General features: G+C 71.3%; 19 protein-coding genes. 6 read left to right on the top strand and 13 right to left on the bottom strand.

The features are described from left to right. Positions 1-1,422: GNAT family N-acetyltransferase (locus tag ACFYRH_RS17005; protein ID WP_387775106.1), on the bottom strand; the 1,422-nt coding region annotated here is incomplete at its 3' end. 147 nt (positions 1,423-1,569) lie between these two features. Between ACFYRH_RS17005 and ACFYRH_RS17000 the strand changes: the two genes are divergently transcribed. After that, positions 1,570-2,376 carry a universal stress protein gene (locus ACFYRH_RS17000; RefSeq protein ID WP_387775103.1) on the top strand — a complete coding sequence of 269 codons (807 nt, stop codon included), beginning with the start codon at positions 1,570-1,572 and terminating at the stop codon, positions 2,374-2,376. 70 nt (positions 2,377-2,446) lie between these two features. Beyond that, positions 2,447-3,013: a flavodoxin domain-containing protein gene (locus ACFYRH_RS16995; protein WP_387775100.1), complete on the top strand. Its 567-nt coding sequence runs from the start codon at positions 2,447-2,449 to the stop codon at positions 3,011-3,013. A 7-nt stretch (positions 3,014-3,020) separates the two neighbouring features. Here the strand turns inward: ACFYRH_RS16995 and ACFYRH_RS16990 are convergent, their stop codons facing one another. Next, positions 3,021-3,713, bottom strand: coding sequence for a response regulator (locus ACFYRH_RS16990; RefSeq protein ID WP_387775097.1), 693 nt, complete (start codon positions 3,711-3,713; stop codon positions 3,021-3,023). Positions 3,714-3,876: 163 nt separating this feature from the next. On the opposite strand from ACFYRH_RS16990, the gene ACFYRH_RS16985 reads away from it, so the two are divergent. Next, the gene (locus tag ACFYRH_RS16985) at positions 3,877-4,518 is read left to right on the top strand and encodes a helix-turn-helix domain-containing protein (protein WP_387775094.1); all 642 of its coding nucleotides are present in this window, start codon (positions 3,877-3,879) and stop codon (positions 4,516-4,518) included. Between the two features lie 95 nt (positions 4,519-4,613). Here the strand turns inward: ACFYRH_RS16985 and ACFYRH_RS16980 are convergent, their stop codons facing one another. The 5 genes from ACFYRH_RS16980 to ACFYRH_RS16960 all read right to left on the bottom strand — a co-directional run bounded on the left by ACFYRH_RS16980 (position 4,614) and on the right by ACFYRH_RS16960 (position 8,019). Further along, complete coding sequence (locus ACFYRH_RS16980; protein ID WP_387775091.1) at positions 4,614-4,856, bottom strand: SHOCT domain-containing protein; 243 nt, start codon at positions 4,854-4,856, stop codon at positions 4,614-4,616. Continuing rightward, positions 4,853-5,446 carry a flavodoxin family protein gene (locus tag ACFYRH_RS16975; protein ID WP_387775088.1) on the bottom strand — a complete coding sequence of 198 codons (594 nt, stop codon included), beginning with the start codon at positions 5,444-5,446 and terminating at the stop codon, positions 4,853-4,855. The genes ACFYRH_RS16980 and ACFYRH_RS16975 overlap by 4 nt, the downstream gene beginning before the upstream one ends. Positions 5,447-5,460: 14 nt before the next feature. After that, positions 5,461-6,468, bottom strand: coding sequence for a universal stress protein (locus tag ACFYRH_RS16970; protein ID WP_387775085.1), 1,008 nt, complete (start codon positions 6,466-6,468; stop codon positions 5,461-5,463). A gap of 10 nt (positions 6,469-6,478) precedes the next feature. Then, positions 6,479-7,375: a universal stress protein gene (locus ACFYRH_RS16965; RefSeq protein WP_387775082.1), complete on the bottom strand. Its 897-nt coding sequence runs from the start codon at positions 7,373-7,375 to the stop codon at positions 6,479-6,481. A gap of 62 nt (positions 7,376-7,437) precedes the next feature. Next, positions 7,438-8,019 (bottom strand): hypothetical protein, encoded by a 582-nt coding sequence (locus ACFYRH_RS16960; protein ID WP_387775079.1) that lies wholly within the window; start codon positions 8,017-8,019, stop codon positions 7,438-7,440. Positions 8,020-8,206: 187 nt separating this feature from the next. On the opposite strand from ACFYRH_RS16960, the gene ACFYRH_RS16955 reads away from it, so the two are divergent. Further along, positions 8,207-8,890 carry a hypothetical protein gene (locus ACFYRH_RS16955; protein WP_387775076.1) on the top strand — a complete coding sequence of 228 codons (684 nt, stop codon included), beginning with the start codon at positions 8,207-8,209 and terminating at the stop codon, positions 8,888-8,890. Next, on the top strand, positions 8,887-9,855 hold the full coding sequence (locus ACFYRH_RS16950) for an Acg family FMN-binding oxidoreductase (protein WP_387775073.1): 969 nt from the start codon (positions 8,887-8,889) through the stop codon (positions 9,853-9,855). Before ACFYRH_RS16955 ends, ACFYRH_RS16950 begins: the two co-directional genes overlap by 4 nt. A gap of 110 nt (positions 9,856-9,965) precedes the next feature. On the opposite strand, the gene ACFYRH_RS16945 is transcribed toward ACFYRH_RS16950, so the two are convergent. Further along, the gene (locus tag ACFYRH_RS16945) at positions 9,966-11,018 is read right to left on the bottom strand and encodes a zinc-dependent alcohol dehydrogenase family protein (RefSeq protein ID WP_387775070.1); all 1,053 of its coding nucleotides are present in this window, start codon (positions 11,016-11,018) and stop codon (positions 9,966-9,968) included. A 185-nt stretch (positions 11,019-11,203) separates the two neighbouring features. Between ACFYRH_RS16945 and ACFYRH_RS16940 the strand changes: the two genes are divergently transcribed. Beyond that, positions 11,204-12,082, top strand: a complete 879-nt coding sequence (locus ACFYRH_RS16940) for a universal stress protein (protein WP_387775067.1) — start codon at positions 11,204-11,206, stop codon at positions 12,080-12,082. Positions 12,083-12,509: 427 nt separating this feature from the next. Here ACFYRH_RS16940 and ACFYRH_RS16935 read toward each other — a convergent pair whose 3' ends face one another. From ACFYRH_RS16935 to ACFYRH_RS16915, 5 genes are all read right to left on the bottom strand, one after another. After that, the gene (locus ACFYRH_RS16935) at positions 12,510-13,001 is read right to left on the bottom strand and encodes a DUF2231 domain-containing protein (RefSeq protein WP_387775064.1); all 492 of its coding nucleotides are present in this window, start codon (positions 12,999-13,001) and stop codon (positions 12,510-12,512) included. A 73-nt stretch (positions 13,002-13,074) separates the two neighbouring features. Further along, positions 13,075-13,527, bottom strand: a complete 453-nt coding sequence (locus tag ACFYRH_RS16930) for an FMN-binding protein (RefSeq protein ID WP_387775061.1) — start codon at positions 13,525-13,527, stop codon at positions 13,075-13,077. After that, the gene (locus ACFYRH_RS16925; protein ID WP_387775058.1) at positions 13,524-13,787 is read right to left on the bottom strand and encodes an FMN-binding protein; all 264 of its coding nucleotides are present in this window, start codon (positions 13,785-13,787) and stop codon (positions 13,524-13,526) included. Before ACFYRH_RS16925 ends, ACFYRH_RS16930 begins: the two co-directional genes overlap by 4 nt. Before the next feature lie 345 nt (positions 13,788-14,132). After that, positions 14,133-15,551, bottom strand: coding sequence for a ferric reductase-like transmembrane domain-containing protein (locus tag ACFYRH_RS16920; protein WP_387775055.1), 1,419 nt, complete (start codon positions 15,549-15,551; stop codon positions 14,133-14,135). A gap of 64 nt (positions 15,552-15,615) precedes the next feature. Further along, entirely contained in the window at positions 15,616-16,224 is a 609-nt protein-coding gene (locus ACFYRH_RS16915) for a DedA family protein (RefSeq protein WP_387775052.1), read from the bottom strand. Positions 16,225-16,231 lie beyond the last annotated feature (7 nt).

Here is a 16,231-nt window from a genome sequence, read left to right as displayed (position 1 = left end):
GCGCCCGTCCCCCCCCGCCGGCCGGCGGTGGGGCCCCCCCGGGGGGGCCCGGGGGGGGGGGGGGGGGGGGCCGGGGGGGGGGGGGGGGCCCGGGGGGGGCCCCCCCCCGGCCGAGCGTCCGCCCTTGACGACCAGGATCGGTTTCGTCCGGCCGATCATCCGGGCCAGTCCACCGAACTTCCGTGGGTTGCCGAACGACTCCAGGTACAGCCCGATCACCGCCGTTCGTGGGTCGCCCCACCAGTGCAGCAGCATGTCGTTGCCGCTGACATCGACCTTGTTGCCGAGCGAGACGAACTCCGAGATCCCCAGTCCGGTCCGGCCGGCATGCTCCACCACCGCGATCCCGACGGCACCGGACTGCGCGGCGATCGCCAGCGCGCCAGGCCTCGGGGTGAGCTCCGCGAAGGTCGCGTTCAGGCTCACCTCCGGTGCGGTGTTCAGCAGACCGAGGCAGTTCGGCCCGATCAGCCGCAGGCTGTGGCGGCGAGCGACCGCGAGCAGTTCGTGCTGCAGTTCGCGACCGGCGGCGCCGAGCTCGGAGAACCCCGACGTCAGCACGACCGCGCCACCGACCCCGCAGGCACCGCACTCTTCCACGACAGCCGGTACCTGGTCGGCCGGAACCGCGATCACCGCCAGGTCGACCGTCCGCGGCACGTCCGCGATCGAAGGGTAGGCGGTCACGTCCGCGATCTGGGTCGCGTGCGGATTCACGGCGTACACCGCACCGGTGAAGCCGCCCGAGACGATGTTGCGGAGCAGTTCGTGGCCGATGCCGCCGGGCTCGCGACCGGCGCCGATCACGGCGACGGTCCGCGGCGAGAACAGCCGGCGCAGGGAGCGGTTCTCGGCCGCACGCTCGCGATCAGCCATCCGTTCCAGCGTCACCGGGTGGTACGCCGTGTCGAGGACCAGTTCGACGACTCCGCTCTCCAACCGGCGGACCTGCTCGAATCCCGAGCCGGCGAGCAGCCGCAGCATCTTCGCGTTCTCGCCGAGCGTGTCGGCGCGCAGCCGCTGGATGCCGTGCTCGCGGCCGGTCGCGGCCAGCTGCTCGAGGAGGAGGGTCCCGATCCCCCGCCCGTGCACGGAATCCTGCAGCAGGAACGCCATCTCGGCCTCGCCCGGACGCAGCAGCTCGTAGCTCGCGATGCCCACGAGGTCCCCGCCGTACTCCGCGACCAGCGCGACGTGATCGTCGCTGTCGGCGGCCAGGTGGTGGGTGTACTCGTTGGCCGACTCGCGGTTGATACCGAAGAAACGCAGGTACATCGACTCGTCGGAGACCCGGCGGTTCATCGCTTGCAGGGCCGGCTCGTCATCGCTGCGGACCGGCCTGATGCGGACCACCGATCCGTCCGACGCCAGCACGTCCCAGCCCGCGTCCGGCCGGGTGCCCCGCTGCTCGATCGCCGTCATGACCGCTCCCCCTCCGGCGCCCCGCCCGCAGGGCCGCACATCTCCAGGCAACTCGGCAAGGGGGTGCGCGGCCAGTGCCGTCCGGTCCCGTCCACCGGGACCTTCGCCTCTGGGTCCGGACCGGCGCGGATCGCGACGCTGAAGCACATGAGGGGGAAGAACGTCGTGGTCGGCATCGACGGCCGGCCCGACTGCGAGAACGCGATCCGCTGGGGTGCCGCCGAGGCCGCCGCGCGCGGCGTCGAGCTGCGATTGGTGCATGCGTTCGTCTGGGCGGAGTTCCACGTGCCGCTCGGCCCGACCGATCTCGCCCCCGGCCTGCGCGCGCAGGCCGAGCAGATCGTCGCGGCCGCGGTCGAGCTGGCCCGGAAGTTCGAGCCCGGCGTACCGGTGACCGGGAGCAGCGTCGACGGCTTCCCGGCCGCCGTACTGCTCGCGGAATCGATGACCGCCGGCCTGATCGTGATCGGCAGCCGGGTTACCGGCCGGTTCCTCGGGATGGTCGTGAGCTCGGCGGGTGTCGAGCTGTCCGCGCACGCGCACTGCCCCGTGGTCGTCGTACGGCCCACCGACGACTCGCTGGCCGGCAGCAGCGTCGTCATCGGGTACGACGGTTCCACGGCGGCCCGCACCGCGCTCGAGTTCGGTCTCGAGTACGCGCACCGCCACGAGCTTCCGGCCCGGATCGTCGCGGTCGCGAACCGGAACGGCAACCACGACCTGCTCGCGGAGATCCGGCCGGACGCCGGTGACGCCGAGCTCGTGCAGGTCACCGGTCACGAGTCGGAGCGGCTGCTCGAGTACGCCGCCGACGCGAACCTGCTCGTCGTCGGCTCCCGCGGCCGCGGTGGTTTCACCGGTCTGCTCCGCGGCTCCGTCAGCCAGACCATGCTCCACCAGGCGCCGTGCCCGGTCGCCGTCATTCCGCCGGCAGCGATCGAAGGTCCCGGCTAGCCGGGCCGTTCGGCACTCCCTGGCTCCGCCGGGTGGCTGCTCTGCTGGAGGTGACCCGAAGGAGGCCCTGATGCCCAAGAAGGTTCTGGTCGCGTACGCCAGCAAGTCCGGCTCCACCGCCGGCATCGCCGAAGCGATCGGCGCCGAACTCCGTACGCACCATCACGAGGTCGATGTCGTCGACGTCGCGGCGGTCAAGGACATCGAGCCGTACGACGCGGTCGTCCTCGGCAGCGCGATCTACGTCCGCCGCTGGCGCCGGGACGCCGTACGGTTCCTGAAGCACAACGCGGACGCACTCCGCGGGCGCCAGGTCTGGCTGTTCCACAGCGGTCCGGTCGGGCCGGACAAGGACCAGGACCAGGTGATGCCACCCGCCGTACGGCGCCTCGCGCACGAGATCGGCGCGTCGCCGGCGATCACGTTCCCCGGCCGGCTGGACCCGGCGAGCGCGCACGGCTTCCTCGCCCGTCGGCTCGCGACCGGGAACCTGGCCGGCGACTTCCGCGACTGGAACCGGATCCGCATCTGGGCGGCCGACATCAGCGCCGCCCTGGACGCCTCGGAACGCAGCACCTGGCACCGCACACCGGTCCGGAACAAGACCAAGCTGCCAGGCGGCTACTTCCTTGGTTAGGGCTCGGCTAGCGCTGCTGCTTCTTCGCGTGTTCGATCGCGAACACAGCTGCCTCGGTACGGCGTTCCAGGTTCAGCTTGCGGAGCAGTGAGGACACGTAGTTCTTCACCGTCTTCTCCGCGAGGTAGAGCGACTGGGCGATCTGCCGGTTCGTCTTGCCCTCGGCGATCTCGGCGAGGATCCGGCGCTCCTGCTCGGTCAGAGTGGCGTACCGGGGGTCCTCGGACTCCGCGGGATGCCGCAGCCGGTCCAGCACCTTCGCGGTCATGCTCGGGTCGAGCAGCGATTCGCCGGCCGCGAGCCGCCGTACGGCGTCCACCAGCGCCTGGCCGTGGATCTGCTTGAGCAGGTACCCGGCCGCGCCGGCCATGATCGCGGTGAACAGCGCCTCGTCGTCGGAGAACGACGTCAGCATCAGGCAGGACGGTGGCTCGTCCATCTGTGAGCGGACCTCGCGGCAGACCGTGATCCCGTCACCGTCGGGCAACCGGACGTCGAGCACCGCGACGTCCGGGCGTACGGCGGGGATCCGGGCGATCGCCTCCGCGGCGGTCGACGCGTCGCCGACGACCTCGATGTCCGGCTCGCCGTCGAGCAGCTGGTGCAACCCCAACCGCACCACCTCGTGGTCGTCGAGCAGGAACACCTTGATCGTCATCGCCGTCTCCTCCCGCAGCACGTAGTACTCCCGCCTCAGCATCGCCCCGAGTGTGCGAGCGCCGCCAGGGACCAGCGTCCCGGCCGGGCGGGACCTTCGGCTTCCGGGTGCCTTCCGGCCCAGCGGCCGGTGACCTCGGACCCTGACCACGGCGCCGTCCGGTTGATGGTCTGGAACCGGACGATCAACCGAAAGGCAGACTCCGATGGACACACAGCTCGCGGGCCGACCTGACGACCTGGGCAGCCGGATCCGGTACCGCCGGCAGGCGCTCGGCCTGACCAGGGCGGAAGTCGCCCACCGCGCCGGGCTGACCGTGGCCCGTGTCGACCACATCGAGACCCGCCCGTTCACCCTGACCGGCGCCGAACTCGTCCGGCTGGCGCAGGCCCTGGACGTCAGCGTCGACGGCCTGACCCACGCCGAGCGGCCGCGCAGCCCCTCGCGTGCACCGATGGCACCACGCCTCGAGCCGATGCGCGCCGACGAGTGCCTCCGGCTGATCGAGAGCCGCTCCATCGGCCGGATCGCGTACGCCGGTGCCGGCGAACTGATCGTGATTCCGGTGAACTACTGCACGCTGGATCGCCTGATCGTGTTCCGGACCGCGGCGGACAGCGCCGTCGCGCAGTACGACGCGGAGCCGATCGCGTTCGAGCTGGACTTCGTCGACGAGGGGATGCACGACGGCTGGAGCGTGCTCGTCAACGGCACCGTCCGCCCCGCCGTCGACCTCGAGATCGAGGCTGTCCGCGACCGCGTCGAGCCCTGGGCCGGCGGCACCCGCGACACCTACCTCGTCATCGACCCCCACCACGTCACCGGCCGCCGCATCCGCGCCTGGTAGCCGCACCGCACCCCGGCCCACAGCCCCACTTTGGGCCCCCACCAACACCCATTCTCGCGGCCCGAAAGTGGTTGGTGGGGGCTCGAAGAGCGGGGTCAGAGGTCGAGTTCGTGCTCGCGAAGGCGGGCGCGGGCCTCGTCGAAGTCCTCGCGGGTGATCTCGCCGGCGGCGAAACGACGTTCGAGGATGTCGAGCGGCGACGGCAGCGTGGGCGGTGGTTGCCGGCGGCGCGGCCGCAGCAGCCGGATCGCGATCCCGGCGGCCACTGCGGACACCAGAACCCAGGCGACGACCACGGTCACCGTCCAGAACACGGCATTCGAGCCGGAGTGCATCATCGCCGGTTCGCATCCCGGACGCGACCGGCCCGGACGCGACCGCCGTGGTCCCGCTCCGAAGCCGTGAACAGCCGGCCGAGCTCGCGGCCCCAGCGCCGTGCGCGCTCGATCTCCGCCTCTTTGATCGGGCCGGTCGAGTCGTTCACGAAGAAGCTCCCCGACTCCCCCAGCTGCCGGTACCCCATCCGCCGCAGCAGCTTCGCCGCCGACCGCGCCGCCGAACCGGGCAGCCGCCGGACCCTCGCGATCCGGGTGTCGAAGGTCGCCATCCGCGGCGCGGTCCGCGCGGATCCGCCGGCCGGCTCGAGCGCCGCCAGCCATTCGCGGATGCCGACCTCGATCGGCATCACCACGTCGGCCTGCTTCCAGGCCTCCTGCCGGGTGGACGCCCGGCTCATCGAGAACGTGTGCGTCGGCCCACCGACGACCAGCAACCGGACATCGCCGGGTACTGCGCTCGGCGCCCGGTTCACCGGCACCGATTCGGTCGGGACGTACCGCCGCAACCCGTCGCGGACCGCCCGCGCGATCCGCTCGGTGTTCCCGAACATCGACTCGTACACGATCAGCGCACGAACGGTCTCGGACATGATGCTGCCTCCGTTCAGGACGTCGGAACAACGGCGCCCGTGGCTGTGTGGGCGGTGTGGGCTGTGTGGGCTGTGCGGGCGGTCTGCAGACCGGCGGTCGCGAGGGGGTCCGCACACTCGCTGCCGGTCGGGTGGTGCGGGACGATCGCCACCGGACAGGTCATCGCGGCCATCGACCGGCGGGCCACCGGATCGACCGGCAGCGCGCCACTGTGCGCGCCGACCACGATCAGCCCGACCTCACCGCTCTCGTGCACCAGCGCCGCAGCCGGTGGGCGGCTGCTCAGGAACCGGGTGACCTTCACGGTCGGGTACCGGCTGGTCCACGGTGCGAGCGTGGCCGACAGCAGGTAGTCCGCGCGGCTGATCCACGAGCCCTCCGGGTCACCCTCCGCGAACGGCCGCTCGGCAGGTACGCCGGCATGGACGACGGTCAGGTCGCCCTCGCGCCCGGCCGCGACCCCGAACGCGAACTCCAGTGCCTCGGCCGAGAGCGTCGTACCGTCGATGCCGACGGCAACCTTGCGGTCATGCAGCGACAGCTTCCAGGACAGTGGTACGACGACCACCGGGCAACCGGCCCGCCCCGCCAGGGTCAGGTTGGCCTGGGTGTGAACGAGCCGCTGCGGACCGCGGCTGCGGGACCGGCCGACCACCAGCATCCGCGCGTTGCGCGCCGCATGCGCGAGCACCCGCAGCCGCGCGCCCTCCTCCGTGACGGCGGCCAGCTCGGTCCCGTACCCCTCCCGATGCCGCACGTGCGCGACCGCGGCCCGCACCGCCGCGTCGGCCAGCTCCGCCGGCGACTTCCCCGCGAACTCCGCCATCATCGGGTCGTCCGCGCTCTCCCGCTCCGCCCAACCGCCCGGGCCGTGCAGGGTGTACGGGCCGTACGGCGCGAGCAGGACCAGTTCCGCACCGGTCCGTAACGCCTCGGCGGACGCGTAGTCCACCACCCGCAGGTTCTCCGCGGTCCCGTCGACTTCCACCACGACAGGTCCGCTCCGGTTCCAGTCAGTCATCTCTTTCACCTCACGCTCCAGCGGGGACGACGGCCAACGGGCACGCCGCGTGGTGCAGTACTCCTCGGGTCACCGATCCGGCCACCAACGACGCCAACCGGTTGTGATGGCGGGACCCGACGACCAGGAGCTGGGCATCGTTCTGCTCGGTAGCGGTGACCAGCCCGTCGATCACGTGACCGCGGCGTACCTCGACCTGGACGGTCACGTCCGGATACTTCCGGCGCCACTCGGTGGCAACGTCCTCGAAGTACCGCTGCTCGGTCTCCGCCCATTCGGCGCTCGCGGCACTCGGCATGTCCCAGGTGAAGACCGCCGGGATGTCCCAGACGTGCACGATCCGGGCCGGCAGCTGCCGTTCGGCGGCCGCGCTGATCGCGAACTCGAGGACCGCGCCCTTCTCGGCGGCGTCCGCGGGGTTGTCGGCCGGGTTGTCCGGAGAGCCGTCGAGGGCGGCCAGCACCGGACCGGTGTGGTCGGACGGTTTCCAGTGCTCCGGCACGATCACCACGGGTACGGCGGCGAGTGCGACGACCGCCTCCGACGTGGAACCGATCAGCAAGCGCTTGAAGGTCCCGAGTCCGCGACGCCCGACGACCAGCATCCGGCTGCCCGCGGCAACGGCGGCCAGACTGCGGGCCGGCGGACCGACGGTCAGGTCCATCTCGCAATCGGGGGCACCCGGAGTCTCGTCCAGGTATTTCTGCACGTCGTTCACCAGGTCCATCGCGGCGTCGTCGACGAGTTCCGGGTCCCAGCCCGGCACCTGCCGGAGGTGCTCGTCGATCACATGCACCACCTCGAGCGGCTCCTGCCGGAGCAACGACTCCTGCAGGGCCCACTCGAGGGCGCCGGTGTCCCGCCAGGAGCGGTCGACCCCGACGTGGATCACCGGCTTCACGGCCATGTTGCGCACTTCTCACTCACCCCGCTCGATCACCGTCCGGGCACCGTTCACGCGCCGTTCGTTCAGCGCAGCCACGGGTACCTGCGGACCGGGTTCAGACCGCTCCACCACCGGCCCAGCCCCCACAAGTTGCCAGCGGCAACGAGCGCGAGGACGATCACGGTGATGGCGCCGAGGATGTGGTCGTCGAGCACCGGGTTGTTCTCCGGCGGCAGGTTCGCGGACCACATCAGCAGGTACAGCACCGCGCCGGCGCCGGCCGCGATCCGCATCCCGACACCCAGCGTCAGTGCGAGACCGATGCCCGCCAGTCCGATCATGAACAGCGGGCTGACCCACCAGTCGCCGGCGAGCGAGTGGTAGAAGCTGTCCAACGGACCGGTGGCACCCTTGAGGAAGCCGGCGGTCACGTCGCCGCCGTCGACCCAGCCCTTGCCCGACTTCGTCGCGTAGCCGAGGCCGAACAGCTTGTCGAAGAAGGCCCACAGGAACGTGAGGCCGTAGGCGATCCGCAGTACGGCGAGTGCGCGGCCGGCCGCGGTGGTGATGACCGGGTGCCGATCGCGGTCCAGTTGCGCGGTTGTTTGCGCGGTTGTTTGCGCCGTGGGAGCCGGCAGGTGCTGCCGGTGCGATGTGGTGGTCATGATGTCGTCCTTTCACTCGAATCCCACACTTCGATCGTGGATTCGCACGGGGCCGGCGGTCAGAGCCGTTCTCACCTCACTCGCGGGAGCCGAACGGCCCGCCGGTCCCGGGACGTATGCCGCTGGGCACCGCGCGCCCGCGGGCAGACGCTGTTGCCGGGAGGAACGTCCGTCGAGGGAGGGACCGATGCTGACCGACCAGCTGTCGCTCGAGGTCCGCGGCGTCCTGTCGCAGGCCGCCGGCGCGGCGGGCGGCGACCACGTCCAGCGACCGTGGCGGCTCGAGGTCGGCAAGCAGTTGATCGCTGTCCGGCTCGACTGTGTGAGCGCCCGGCGGGACCCGGTCGCTCGCGCCGAACGGATCGCCACCGGCGCCGCCGTCCTGAATCTGCGCTGTGCCGCCGCCTCGCTGAGCTACGACACGTGGCCGGACTGCTACCCGGACCCCCACGACCGCGGTCTGGCGGTCCGGATCGTGCTGCAGCCGACCGCTCTGCCCGATCAGGAACTGCAGGACCTGTACGCCGCGATCCTGACCCGGCGCCTGCGCCGCCCGCTGAACCTCCCGGACCCGGCCACCCGCTTCGCGCTCGAACGCGCGGCCGAACTCGAGCACGCGCACCTGCGCTGGTTCGCCCGGTCGGACCGGCCGCTGGCGGTGCTGAGCACCGACCGGAACGACGCCGCCGACCAGATCCGGACCGGCATGGCGCTGCAACGCGTGCTGCTCACCGCCCTCGCACACGACGTGCGAACGACCTGCCTGAACCCGACGCTGATCCGCTTCGGCGGGCCGGCGGCAGAAACGGACACACCCATGACCACCTTGGCTCCCCGCACGACCTCCAGCAGAACCACGGACACGCCATGAACGCCGTACTGACCGACGACGAGGTCGGCATCCTGCTCGCGGCCGCGGCGCACGCCCCGTCGTTGCACAACACCCAGCCGTGGCGGTTCGAGGTGCACGGCCCGGTCCTCGACATCCTGCTCGACGACCACCGCGCACTCCCCGCCGCCGACCCGTCCGGACGCGCGGCGCGGATCGCGATCGGCGCTGCCGCGTTCAACGTCCGCGTCGCCGCCGCGGTTCTCGGGCACGAGGCGGACCTGGCCGCGAACCCGGACCCGGCGTGCCCCGAGGTCGTGGCCCGCGTCTTCCTGGCCGACCGCAAGGCGCCGGTGCCGGACCTCGCCCGGTTGTACGGCGAGGTGCCCGCGCGGCACACGTACCGCGGTCCGCTGCTCGACCACGCCGTACCGCAGCGAGTCCGGGACCAGCTCGACGCGGCTGCCACCGGCGAAGGCGCCAAGCTGCACTGGCTCGACGCCGCGACGGTGGCCGAGCTCGGCGCACTGCTGCGCCAGGCGGACGACGCGGACCTGCGCGACGAGGACCGGGTGCACGAGCGGATGCGGTGGGTCGGTGGCGACCGCGTCGGCGACGGTGTCCCCGAGAGCGCCCTCGGACCGGTGCCGGTCGGCTCGGCGTACGTCCGGGACCTGTCCGCCGGCGTCAACGTGCGGCAGCGGGACCGGGCGGTCTTCGAGCGGCATCCGGCGATCGCCGTGCTCAGCACGCGCTCGGAGGACAGCGACGGCTGGGTCCGTGCGGGTGTCGCGCTGCAGCGGGTGCTGCTGGTCGCCACGTCGTACGACCTGACGGCGTCGTTCCTCGATCAGGTGCTCGAACACCCGGAGCCGCGGTTCCACGTGCGGGAGCTGATCGGCGGGCGCTCATGGCCGCAGATGGTGCTGCGGATCGGCTACCCCGCCGGGCCCACCAACCACACCGCGCGCGTGCATTGGCGGGACGTCCTGGACGAGCGGTTCTGATCCGGCGCCACCGCGGACCATCCGGACGACGGCGAGCCTGGTCGCCGTCGTCCGGATGCCCGGCAGCTTCACCGGTCTGCCGGAGCGTCGTCCACTGAGCGCACCGCGACCTACTCGAGACCGCGCTCGCCGAAGAGGGCGACCTTCAGTGCACCGGTCGTGGCGGGATCCGAGAACACGTCGTACGCGTCCTGCATCTCGTCCAGCCCGAACCGGTGGGTGATCAGCCCCGGAAGTTCGAGCCGCCCCGCCGCCAGCATCGACAACAGCCGCGGCGTCGAGGAGGTGTCGACGAGACCGGTGGTGATGGTGACGTTCTTGATCCACAGGTCCTCGAGATGCAACGTCGCCGGCGCGCCGTGCACGCCGATGTTCGCGACCGTGCCGCCCGGGCGGACCAGCCGGGTGCAGAGCTCGAAGGTCGCCGGTACGCCGACCGCCTCGATCGCCACGTCGGCGCCGAGCCCTCCGGTCAGGTCGCGGATCTTCGTCTCGACGTCCTCGTCCGGGGCGAGCGCCAGGTCCGCGCCACGCTCGAGAGCCGCCTTGCGCCGCGAATCGGCCGCCTCCACGACCACCACCCGCGACGGCGTGAACAGTCTGCTGGTCGCCAGCGCCGCCAGACCGATCGGGCCGGCGCCGACGATGACGACGGTGTCACCCGGTGAGACCCCGCCGTTGAGGACGCCGACCTCGAACGACGTCGGCAGGATGTCGGCCAGCAGCACGGCCTCCTCGTTGCTGACGTTCTCCGGCAGCGGGTGCACGGACCGGTCGGCGTACGGGATCCGGACCTGCTCGGCCTGCGTACCGTCGATCAGGTGGCCGAGGATCCAGCCGCCACCGCCGAGGCACTGCCCGTAGTGCCCCGTCCGGCAGTACTCGCACCGGCCGCACGCGGTGATGCACGAGATCAGTACCCGGTCGCCGACCGCCACGCCACGAACGCCCTCCCCCGCGGCCGTGATCGTCCCGACCGCCTCGTGACCGAGGATCCGTCCGGGCTCGACGGTCGGCACATCGCCCTTCAGGATGTGCAGATCGGTGCCACAGATCGTCACCGCGTCGACGCGGACGATCGCGTCCTCGGGATCCTGGATCACCGGGTCCGGCACCTCGTGCCAGCTCCGCTGCCCCGGACCGTTGTAGACCATTGCCTTCATCACGAACCTCCCTGGACGAAACTCCCCACCCTTCGACACTGGAGCCTGGGGCGATCGGTGGCAGCGGCCGAACAGCCCGCCTGGACCGGGACCTTCGGTGCGCCGCTACGGGACCTTCCGTCCTGCCCGCCCCGGCCGCCCGCGACTTGACTGGAGCCGCAGGAGTCCAGCCCCTGGAGGTGCCCATGTCCGAGCAAGTGTCCCCACACATGCCTGTGCTGGTGGGAGTCGACGGATCCCGCGACGGCCTGATCGCGCTGACCTGGGCAGCGTCGTACGCCGACCTTCAACACGCCCCGCTGCACGCGGTGTACGTCGTCGACGACGAACGGCAACAGCCCATCGCCGTGCCGCCGACCGGACCGGACGACGGCACCGAGGTGCTCGACGACGCCCTGCACGAACTCGACCGGCTGGGGTTCCGGACCGCTTCGCTGGAGGTCCGCCACGGTCACCCGGCGCAGACCCTCCTCGATCTCGCCGAGCAGTCGTGTGCGCTGGTCGTCGGCCGGCGCGGCATGGGCGGCTTCGCCGAACTGGTGCTCGGCTCCACGTCCCAGGTCTGTACGGCGCTCGCGACCAAGGTCCCGCTGATCGTCGTACCGGACACCTGGGACCCGGCCGCACCCGCCCGGCGGCGGATCGTGGTCGGGATCGACGGGTCGCTCGAGGGCCAGGACGCGTTACGGTTCGCGTTCGAGCTCGCGCAGGCGACCGGCGCCGAGATCCTCGGTGTGCACGCGATCGACGTGCGGGAGACGTACCCGGATCCGAACGTTTGGGTCGACTCGGCCCGGCAGCCGTGGGTGCAGTCCGCCGACGAGTTGCTGGCGCAGACGCTCGAAGGGTGGGCCGCGAAGTACTCCGACGTACCGGTGCAGCGTCGAGGCGTGACCGATCATCCGGTGCTGGTGCTGGCGCGTGAGTCGCAGGCCGCGGATCTGGTGGTGGTCGGCGGGCAGGGCCGGACGGCGTTCTCGGAGCTGCGGATGGGGTCCGTCGCTCGCGGTCTGCTGTACCACTCACAGTCCCCGGTCGCCGTCGTGCACCGCCCCGAAACCTGACGCGAAACGAACCACCGTGGACCGCGCCGACGACCGCGCCACCGACCATGCCGACGAGCATGCCGACGACGACCGGGCTGTCGTGCCCGGCCGTCGCGTCGTCGTCGCCGCGATCCCGCTCGGTCTGCTGATCGCGCTCTACTGCGTTTTCCTTGCCTCCGGCCACTTGATTCCGGAGCGTGCGATAACGGCCGGCCTCTTGATGTGTGGCGGCGTGATCACGCTGGTGCTGGCCGACCCGCACGATCCGCCCGTGGTCAGCTGGCTCACGCCGGTCCTGGCGCTACCCGCACTCGCGTGCGCAGTACTCGCGATGGGCTTCGCACCAACGCTGTTCCGCACCCTGGCGATCGCCGGCTTGCTGACTCTGTGGACCGTGCAGCTCACCGAGCACGTCACGTTCGGGCGGTCGTCGCGCGAACTCCGGTCAGGGGCGCGCGGCCCAGTCGCTCCAGCTCGCCTTGGCGCCGGAGTCGCCGATCCGCACCACGTCGTACACGGCGACGCCCGCGACCAGGACGGCTACCACGGTCAGCGCAGTGGTGAGGCCGCTCGAGCCAGGCGCGAGGAAGGTTCGCTTGACCGGCGTCCGCCCGCCGGCCTCCCGCTGCCGCCACCAGACCAGAACCGCCAGCACCGCGACACCGAGCGCGGCGTAGATGGCGGTGTCACCGAGTTCGGCGTGCCGATGAATCAGCGGGTTCGGTGACAGCCGGTGCTCCAGCCACTCGCCTGCGCTCGTCGTGATGGGGACGAGCACCACGACGAGCAGCGAGAGTGCCGCGTTCGGCCCGGCGAGGCGGCGCCTGGCAGCGGGCCAGAGCGCGGTGAGCGCGAGGACGACCGCGGACAACGGCAGCAGGACGACGATGGCGTGCACGAGGAGCACGTGGGCGGGAAGACCGTTGACTGTCTGCATCACGTTCCTTCGACTCGGACGAGCTGGAAGCAGTCAGGCTGGCAAAGTGATCTTGGAGGTTTCTTGGAAGGCGTCAGCCGGCAGGGCGGAAGTGAGCGGCGTCGAGTGCCGATTGCAGCGAGCGCCGATAGCCGTCGGAGGTGAAGGTTGCCCCGGACACCGTGTCGATGCGGGCGCTCTGCGCGGCGATGGCTTCCTGCTGCAGCTGCGGGAGGGCGTACGAGCTGATCTCCCGGTCGCGCCCGCCCGATGCCGGGTAGACCAAGGGGGTCACTGCGATCAGCCGGTGCCCGCGGATGCTGATCCGCACCTGCACCGGCCCGTACCGCGTGCCTTCGGACGAGCCGTTGGCGGTCAGGTCACCGGACCCGGGCTTGGGACTGACAACGCCTGGCGTGGCTGCCGGTGTCGACGCAGTCGACACGTGGTTTCGGCTGGTTGGGTAGACGAAGAGCAGCACCAGCAGTACGCCGGTGCTCCCGCCCACCACCAGGTTCCGCCGTAGCCGGTCCGAATGTGCGGTCATCGCGCACCGGCCTGATGCGCCGCGTCGAGGGCGGACTGGAGCGACTGACGGTATCCCTCGGAGGTGAAGGTCGCGCCGGAGACGGTGTCGATCTGCGCGCTCTGGGCTGCCATTGTCTCTTGGTTGAGTTGCGGGACCGCGTAGCCGTTGATCTGATCGGTCTGCCCGTCACCGCTCGGGTGCTGCAGCGTGTGCGCCTTGGTGATCCGCCCGCCGCGCACAGTGATCCCCACCTGCACAGGCCCGTACTGCGTGTTCACCACACCTCCCGCGACGACAACCGCTGCACTCGTGGGCCGAGTGGTCGGCGCCGCGGTCGGTCCCGGACTGGTCCGTGTGGTCGGTGTACGGGGTGTTGTGGTGCTAGAGCTCGGTGTGCGAGGCGTGCTGTGGCGTGGAGTTGGCGAGATCCGGTCGCCGGCGCGCCCGGGCTGGGTGGAGGGGCGGGCGCCGGGTCGTCTCGAGTGCTCTGCCGGGACGACGACCGCTGCGGTCGCTCCCGGGTTCGACGACTGCAGACTCGATCGGAACGCGACCGCGAGCACGGCTGTCGTCGCGATCGTCATCAGCACCTTGATCCCGCGCCTCATATACACCTGCTCCTCTCACCATGAGAACCGTTCCTGATGCAGCCGTGCAGCGGGCAGCCCAGCCGCGAGCACCGCCGTACACATCGCGTCCATCCACCGATCCGGCCCACACACGTAGGCGTCGTACTGCGCGATCTCCGGCACCAGATGCCGTACGGCGTCCTCGTCCGACCACGACCGTGCACTCTCCGGAAGCCACGACGAGCGATGCTGCATCCGTGGCCCGAGCAGGTAGTACAAGGTGATCCCACGCCGCTCGGCCAGCTGCTCGAGCTCGGAACGGAACACCAGATCCGCCTCGCTGTGGGCGCGATAGACCAGGATCGCGTCGCCGGGCCGGTACTCCAGCTCCTCCAGCAGCGCGCGGAGCGGAGTGATGCCGATGCCGCAGGCGAACATCGCGACCCGGTCCGTCTCCCGCCGCTCCGCGGTCAACCGCCCGTACGGTCCCTCGACCGCGACCCGCGTCCCGGGCCGCAGGCGGGCGAGCCGGCTGCTCCCGTCGCCTGCGGCCTTCGCGGTCACCCGGAGCCGGTCCGGCGCGGGTGATGCCGACAACGAGTACGGGTTGCCCCGTGACCATCCCGGACCGTCGAGGAACCGGAACACGAAGTACTGCCCCGCGCGGACCGGCATCCGGTGCAGACCGCGACCACCGAGCAGGACCGTCACCACGCCGGGCGCCTCGGGGATCACCTCCCGCACGGTCAGACCGTGCCGCAGCGTCCGCCACAGCGGCAGCGCGAGCCGGTACAGCACGATCACGCCGAGCGCGACGCCGTACGCCGACCACCAGTACACCCGGGCGAGTCGTGAGGTGGTGAAGTCCGCACCGGTCCAGATCTCGTGCGGGACGGACAGTGCGACGCCGATGTACGCGTACAGATGCAGGAGGTGCCACGACTCGTACCGCAGCGCCCGCCGCGCGACCTTCACCGACGTCACCACCACCAGCGTCAGCGCGATCGCCGCCGCGGTCGCCAGCAGCATCCCGCCGTACGTCGTGACGACGTTCCACGTCTCGCGCAGGAGGTTGTCGTGGTCACGCAGGGTGTATCCGCCGAGGATCAACACGATGTGGACGAGCAACAGGTTGAACGACCAGAACCCGACGAGCCGGTGCCGGCGCGCCAACTCGTCCTGGCCGTAACTGCGCTCGATCATCGGCACTCGCGCCATCAAGAACACCTGCACGAGCAACAGATCCGCGGCGACCAGCCCGGAGAGGCGGCCCAGCGTGGTCAGCAGGTCGGCCGGGCCGCCGGCCAGCGACTGCAGGCCGCGCCCGGACACCCACAGTGCAATGACCACCAGCGCGCTCGCCCAGCAGGCCAGCCCGATGGCATCGCGCCACCACGCCGGTGTCGCGCGCACCCGGCGTACGCGCACTCGCCGCGGTCGGCTCGCCACCTGGCCCGGACCGCGGTTTGTCATGCTCCGACGATCGCCCGCGATTCTTAGCCGTTCCTTGGACGCTTCCCGTACCGGACGAACCGTCTCAGCGTGAAGACCTCCGGTGGTGCACCACCAGAGCCACTGTCAGCGCGACCACGACAACGCCGAGCAGTACGCCGCTCACCACACCCAGGCGTTGCTCCAGCGCCCGATAGGACGCGCCCGCCAGGTAACCCCCGCCCGCCACCAGCACGGCCCAGATCGTCCCGCCGACGACGTTCGCGACGGTGAATTCCCAGCGGCGCATCCGGCTCATCCCCGCGATACCCGGCACCAGCGCACGGAACGCCGCGGTCCACCGCCCGAGCACGACAGCCGCCGCGCCGCGCCGGCCGATCAGCGCGAGAGTCCGCTCGATCTGCTCCGGGCGGCGGAACCGCCGCGGCAGTCTCTCGAGTACTCCGGACCCGTACCGGCGCCCGACCAGGAACCCCACCTGATCGCCTGCGATCGCACCGACCGCGGCCGCGGCCATCACCGCCGCCAACGGCAGCCCGCCGGCGTGCGCGACCACCCCGCCGACGATCACCGCGGTCTCACCGGGCACCACGAGGCCGAGGAAGGTCGAGGCCTCGAGTGCCGGCAGCAGACAGACCACGGTGAGCACCAGCCACGCGGGTAGGTGCGCCAGCCAATCGAAAACGGCGCTCATGCTCTCC

Origin of the sequence: Kribbella sp. NPDC004875 (genome assembly GCF_042873375.1) — a bacterium.
Taxonomy (GTDB): Bacteria; Actinomycetota; Actinomycetes; order Propionibacteriales; family Kribbellaceae; genus Kribbella.
Note: the sequence above shows the minus strand (reverse complement) of the source record. Positions and strands in the feature narration are given on the sequence as shown.

Bases quoted from the DNA above. Each gene is read 5' to 3' on its own strand.
- ACFYRH_RS16930 (WP_387775061.1), bottom strand. From the start codon at position 13,527: ATGACCGCACATTCGGACCGGCTACGGCGGAACCTGGTGGTGGGCGGG.
- ACFYRH_RS16980 (WP_387775091.1), bottom strand. From the start codon at position 4,856: ATGATGCACTCCGGCTCGAATGCCGTGTTCTGGACGGTGACCGTGGTC.
- ACFYRH_RS16920 (WP_387775055.1), bottom strand. From the start codon at position 15,551: ATGACAAACCGCGGTCCGGGCCAGGTGGCGAGCCGACCGCGGCGAGTG.
- ACFYRH_RS16965 (WP_387775082.1), bottom strand. From the start codon at position 7,375: ATGGCCGTGAAGCCGGTGATCCACGTCGGGGTCGACCGCTCCTGGCGG.
- ACFYRH_RS16990 (WP_387775097.1), bottom strand. From the start codon at position 3,713: ATGCTGAGGCGGGAGTACTACGTGCTGCGGGAGGAGACGGCGATGACG.
- ACFYRH_RS16975 (WP_387775088.1), bottom strand. From the start codon at position 5,446: ATGTCCGAGACCGTTCGTGCGCTGATCGTGTACGAGTCGATGTTCGGG.
- ACFYRH_RS17000 (WP_387775103.1), top strand. From the start codon at position 1,570: ATGAGGGGGAAGAACGTCGTGGTCGGCATCGACGGCCGGCCCGACTGC.
- ACFYRH_RS16970 (WP_387775085.1), bottom strand. From the start codon at position 6,468: ATGACTGACTGGAACCGGAGCGGACCTGTCGTGGTGGAAGTCGACGGG.
- ACFYRH_RS16995 (WP_387775100.1), top strand. From the start codon at position 2,447: ATGCCCAAGAAGGTTCTGGTCGCGTACGCCAGCAAGTCCGGCTCCACC.
- ACFYRH_RS16915 (WP_387775052.1), bottom strand. From the start codon at position 16,224: ATGAGCGCCGTTTTCGATTGGCTGGCGCACCTACCCGCGTGGCTGGTG.
- ACFYRH_RS16955 (WP_387775076.1), top strand. From the start codon at position 8,207: ATGCTGACCGACCAGCTGTCGCTCGAGGTCCGCGGCGTCCTGTCGCAG.
- ACFYRH_RS16945 (WP_387775070.1), bottom strand. From the start codon at position 11,018: ATGAAGGCAATGGTCTACAACGGTCCGGGGCAGCGGAGCTGGCACGAG.
- ACFYRH_RS16940 (WP_387775067.1), top strand. From the start codon at position 11,204: ATGTCCGAGCAAGTGTCCCCACACATGCCTGTGCTGGTGGGAGTCGAC.
- ACFYRH_RS16935 (WP_387775064.1), bottom strand. From the start codon at position 13,001: ATGCAGACAGTCAACGGTCTTCCCGCCCACGTGCTCCTCGTGCACGCC.
- ACFYRH_RS16950 (WP_387775073.1), top strand. From the start codon at position 8,887: ATGAACGCCGTACTGACCGACGACGAGGTCGGCATCCTGCTCGCGGCC.
- ACFYRH_RS16985 (WP_387775094.1), top strand. From the start codon at position 3,877: ATGGACACACAGCTCGCGGGCCGACCTGACGACCTGGGCAGCCGGATC.
- ACFYRH_RS16960 (WP_387775079.1), bottom strand. From the start codon at position 8,019: ATGACCACCACATCGCACCGGCAGCACCTGCCGGCTCCCACGGCGCAA.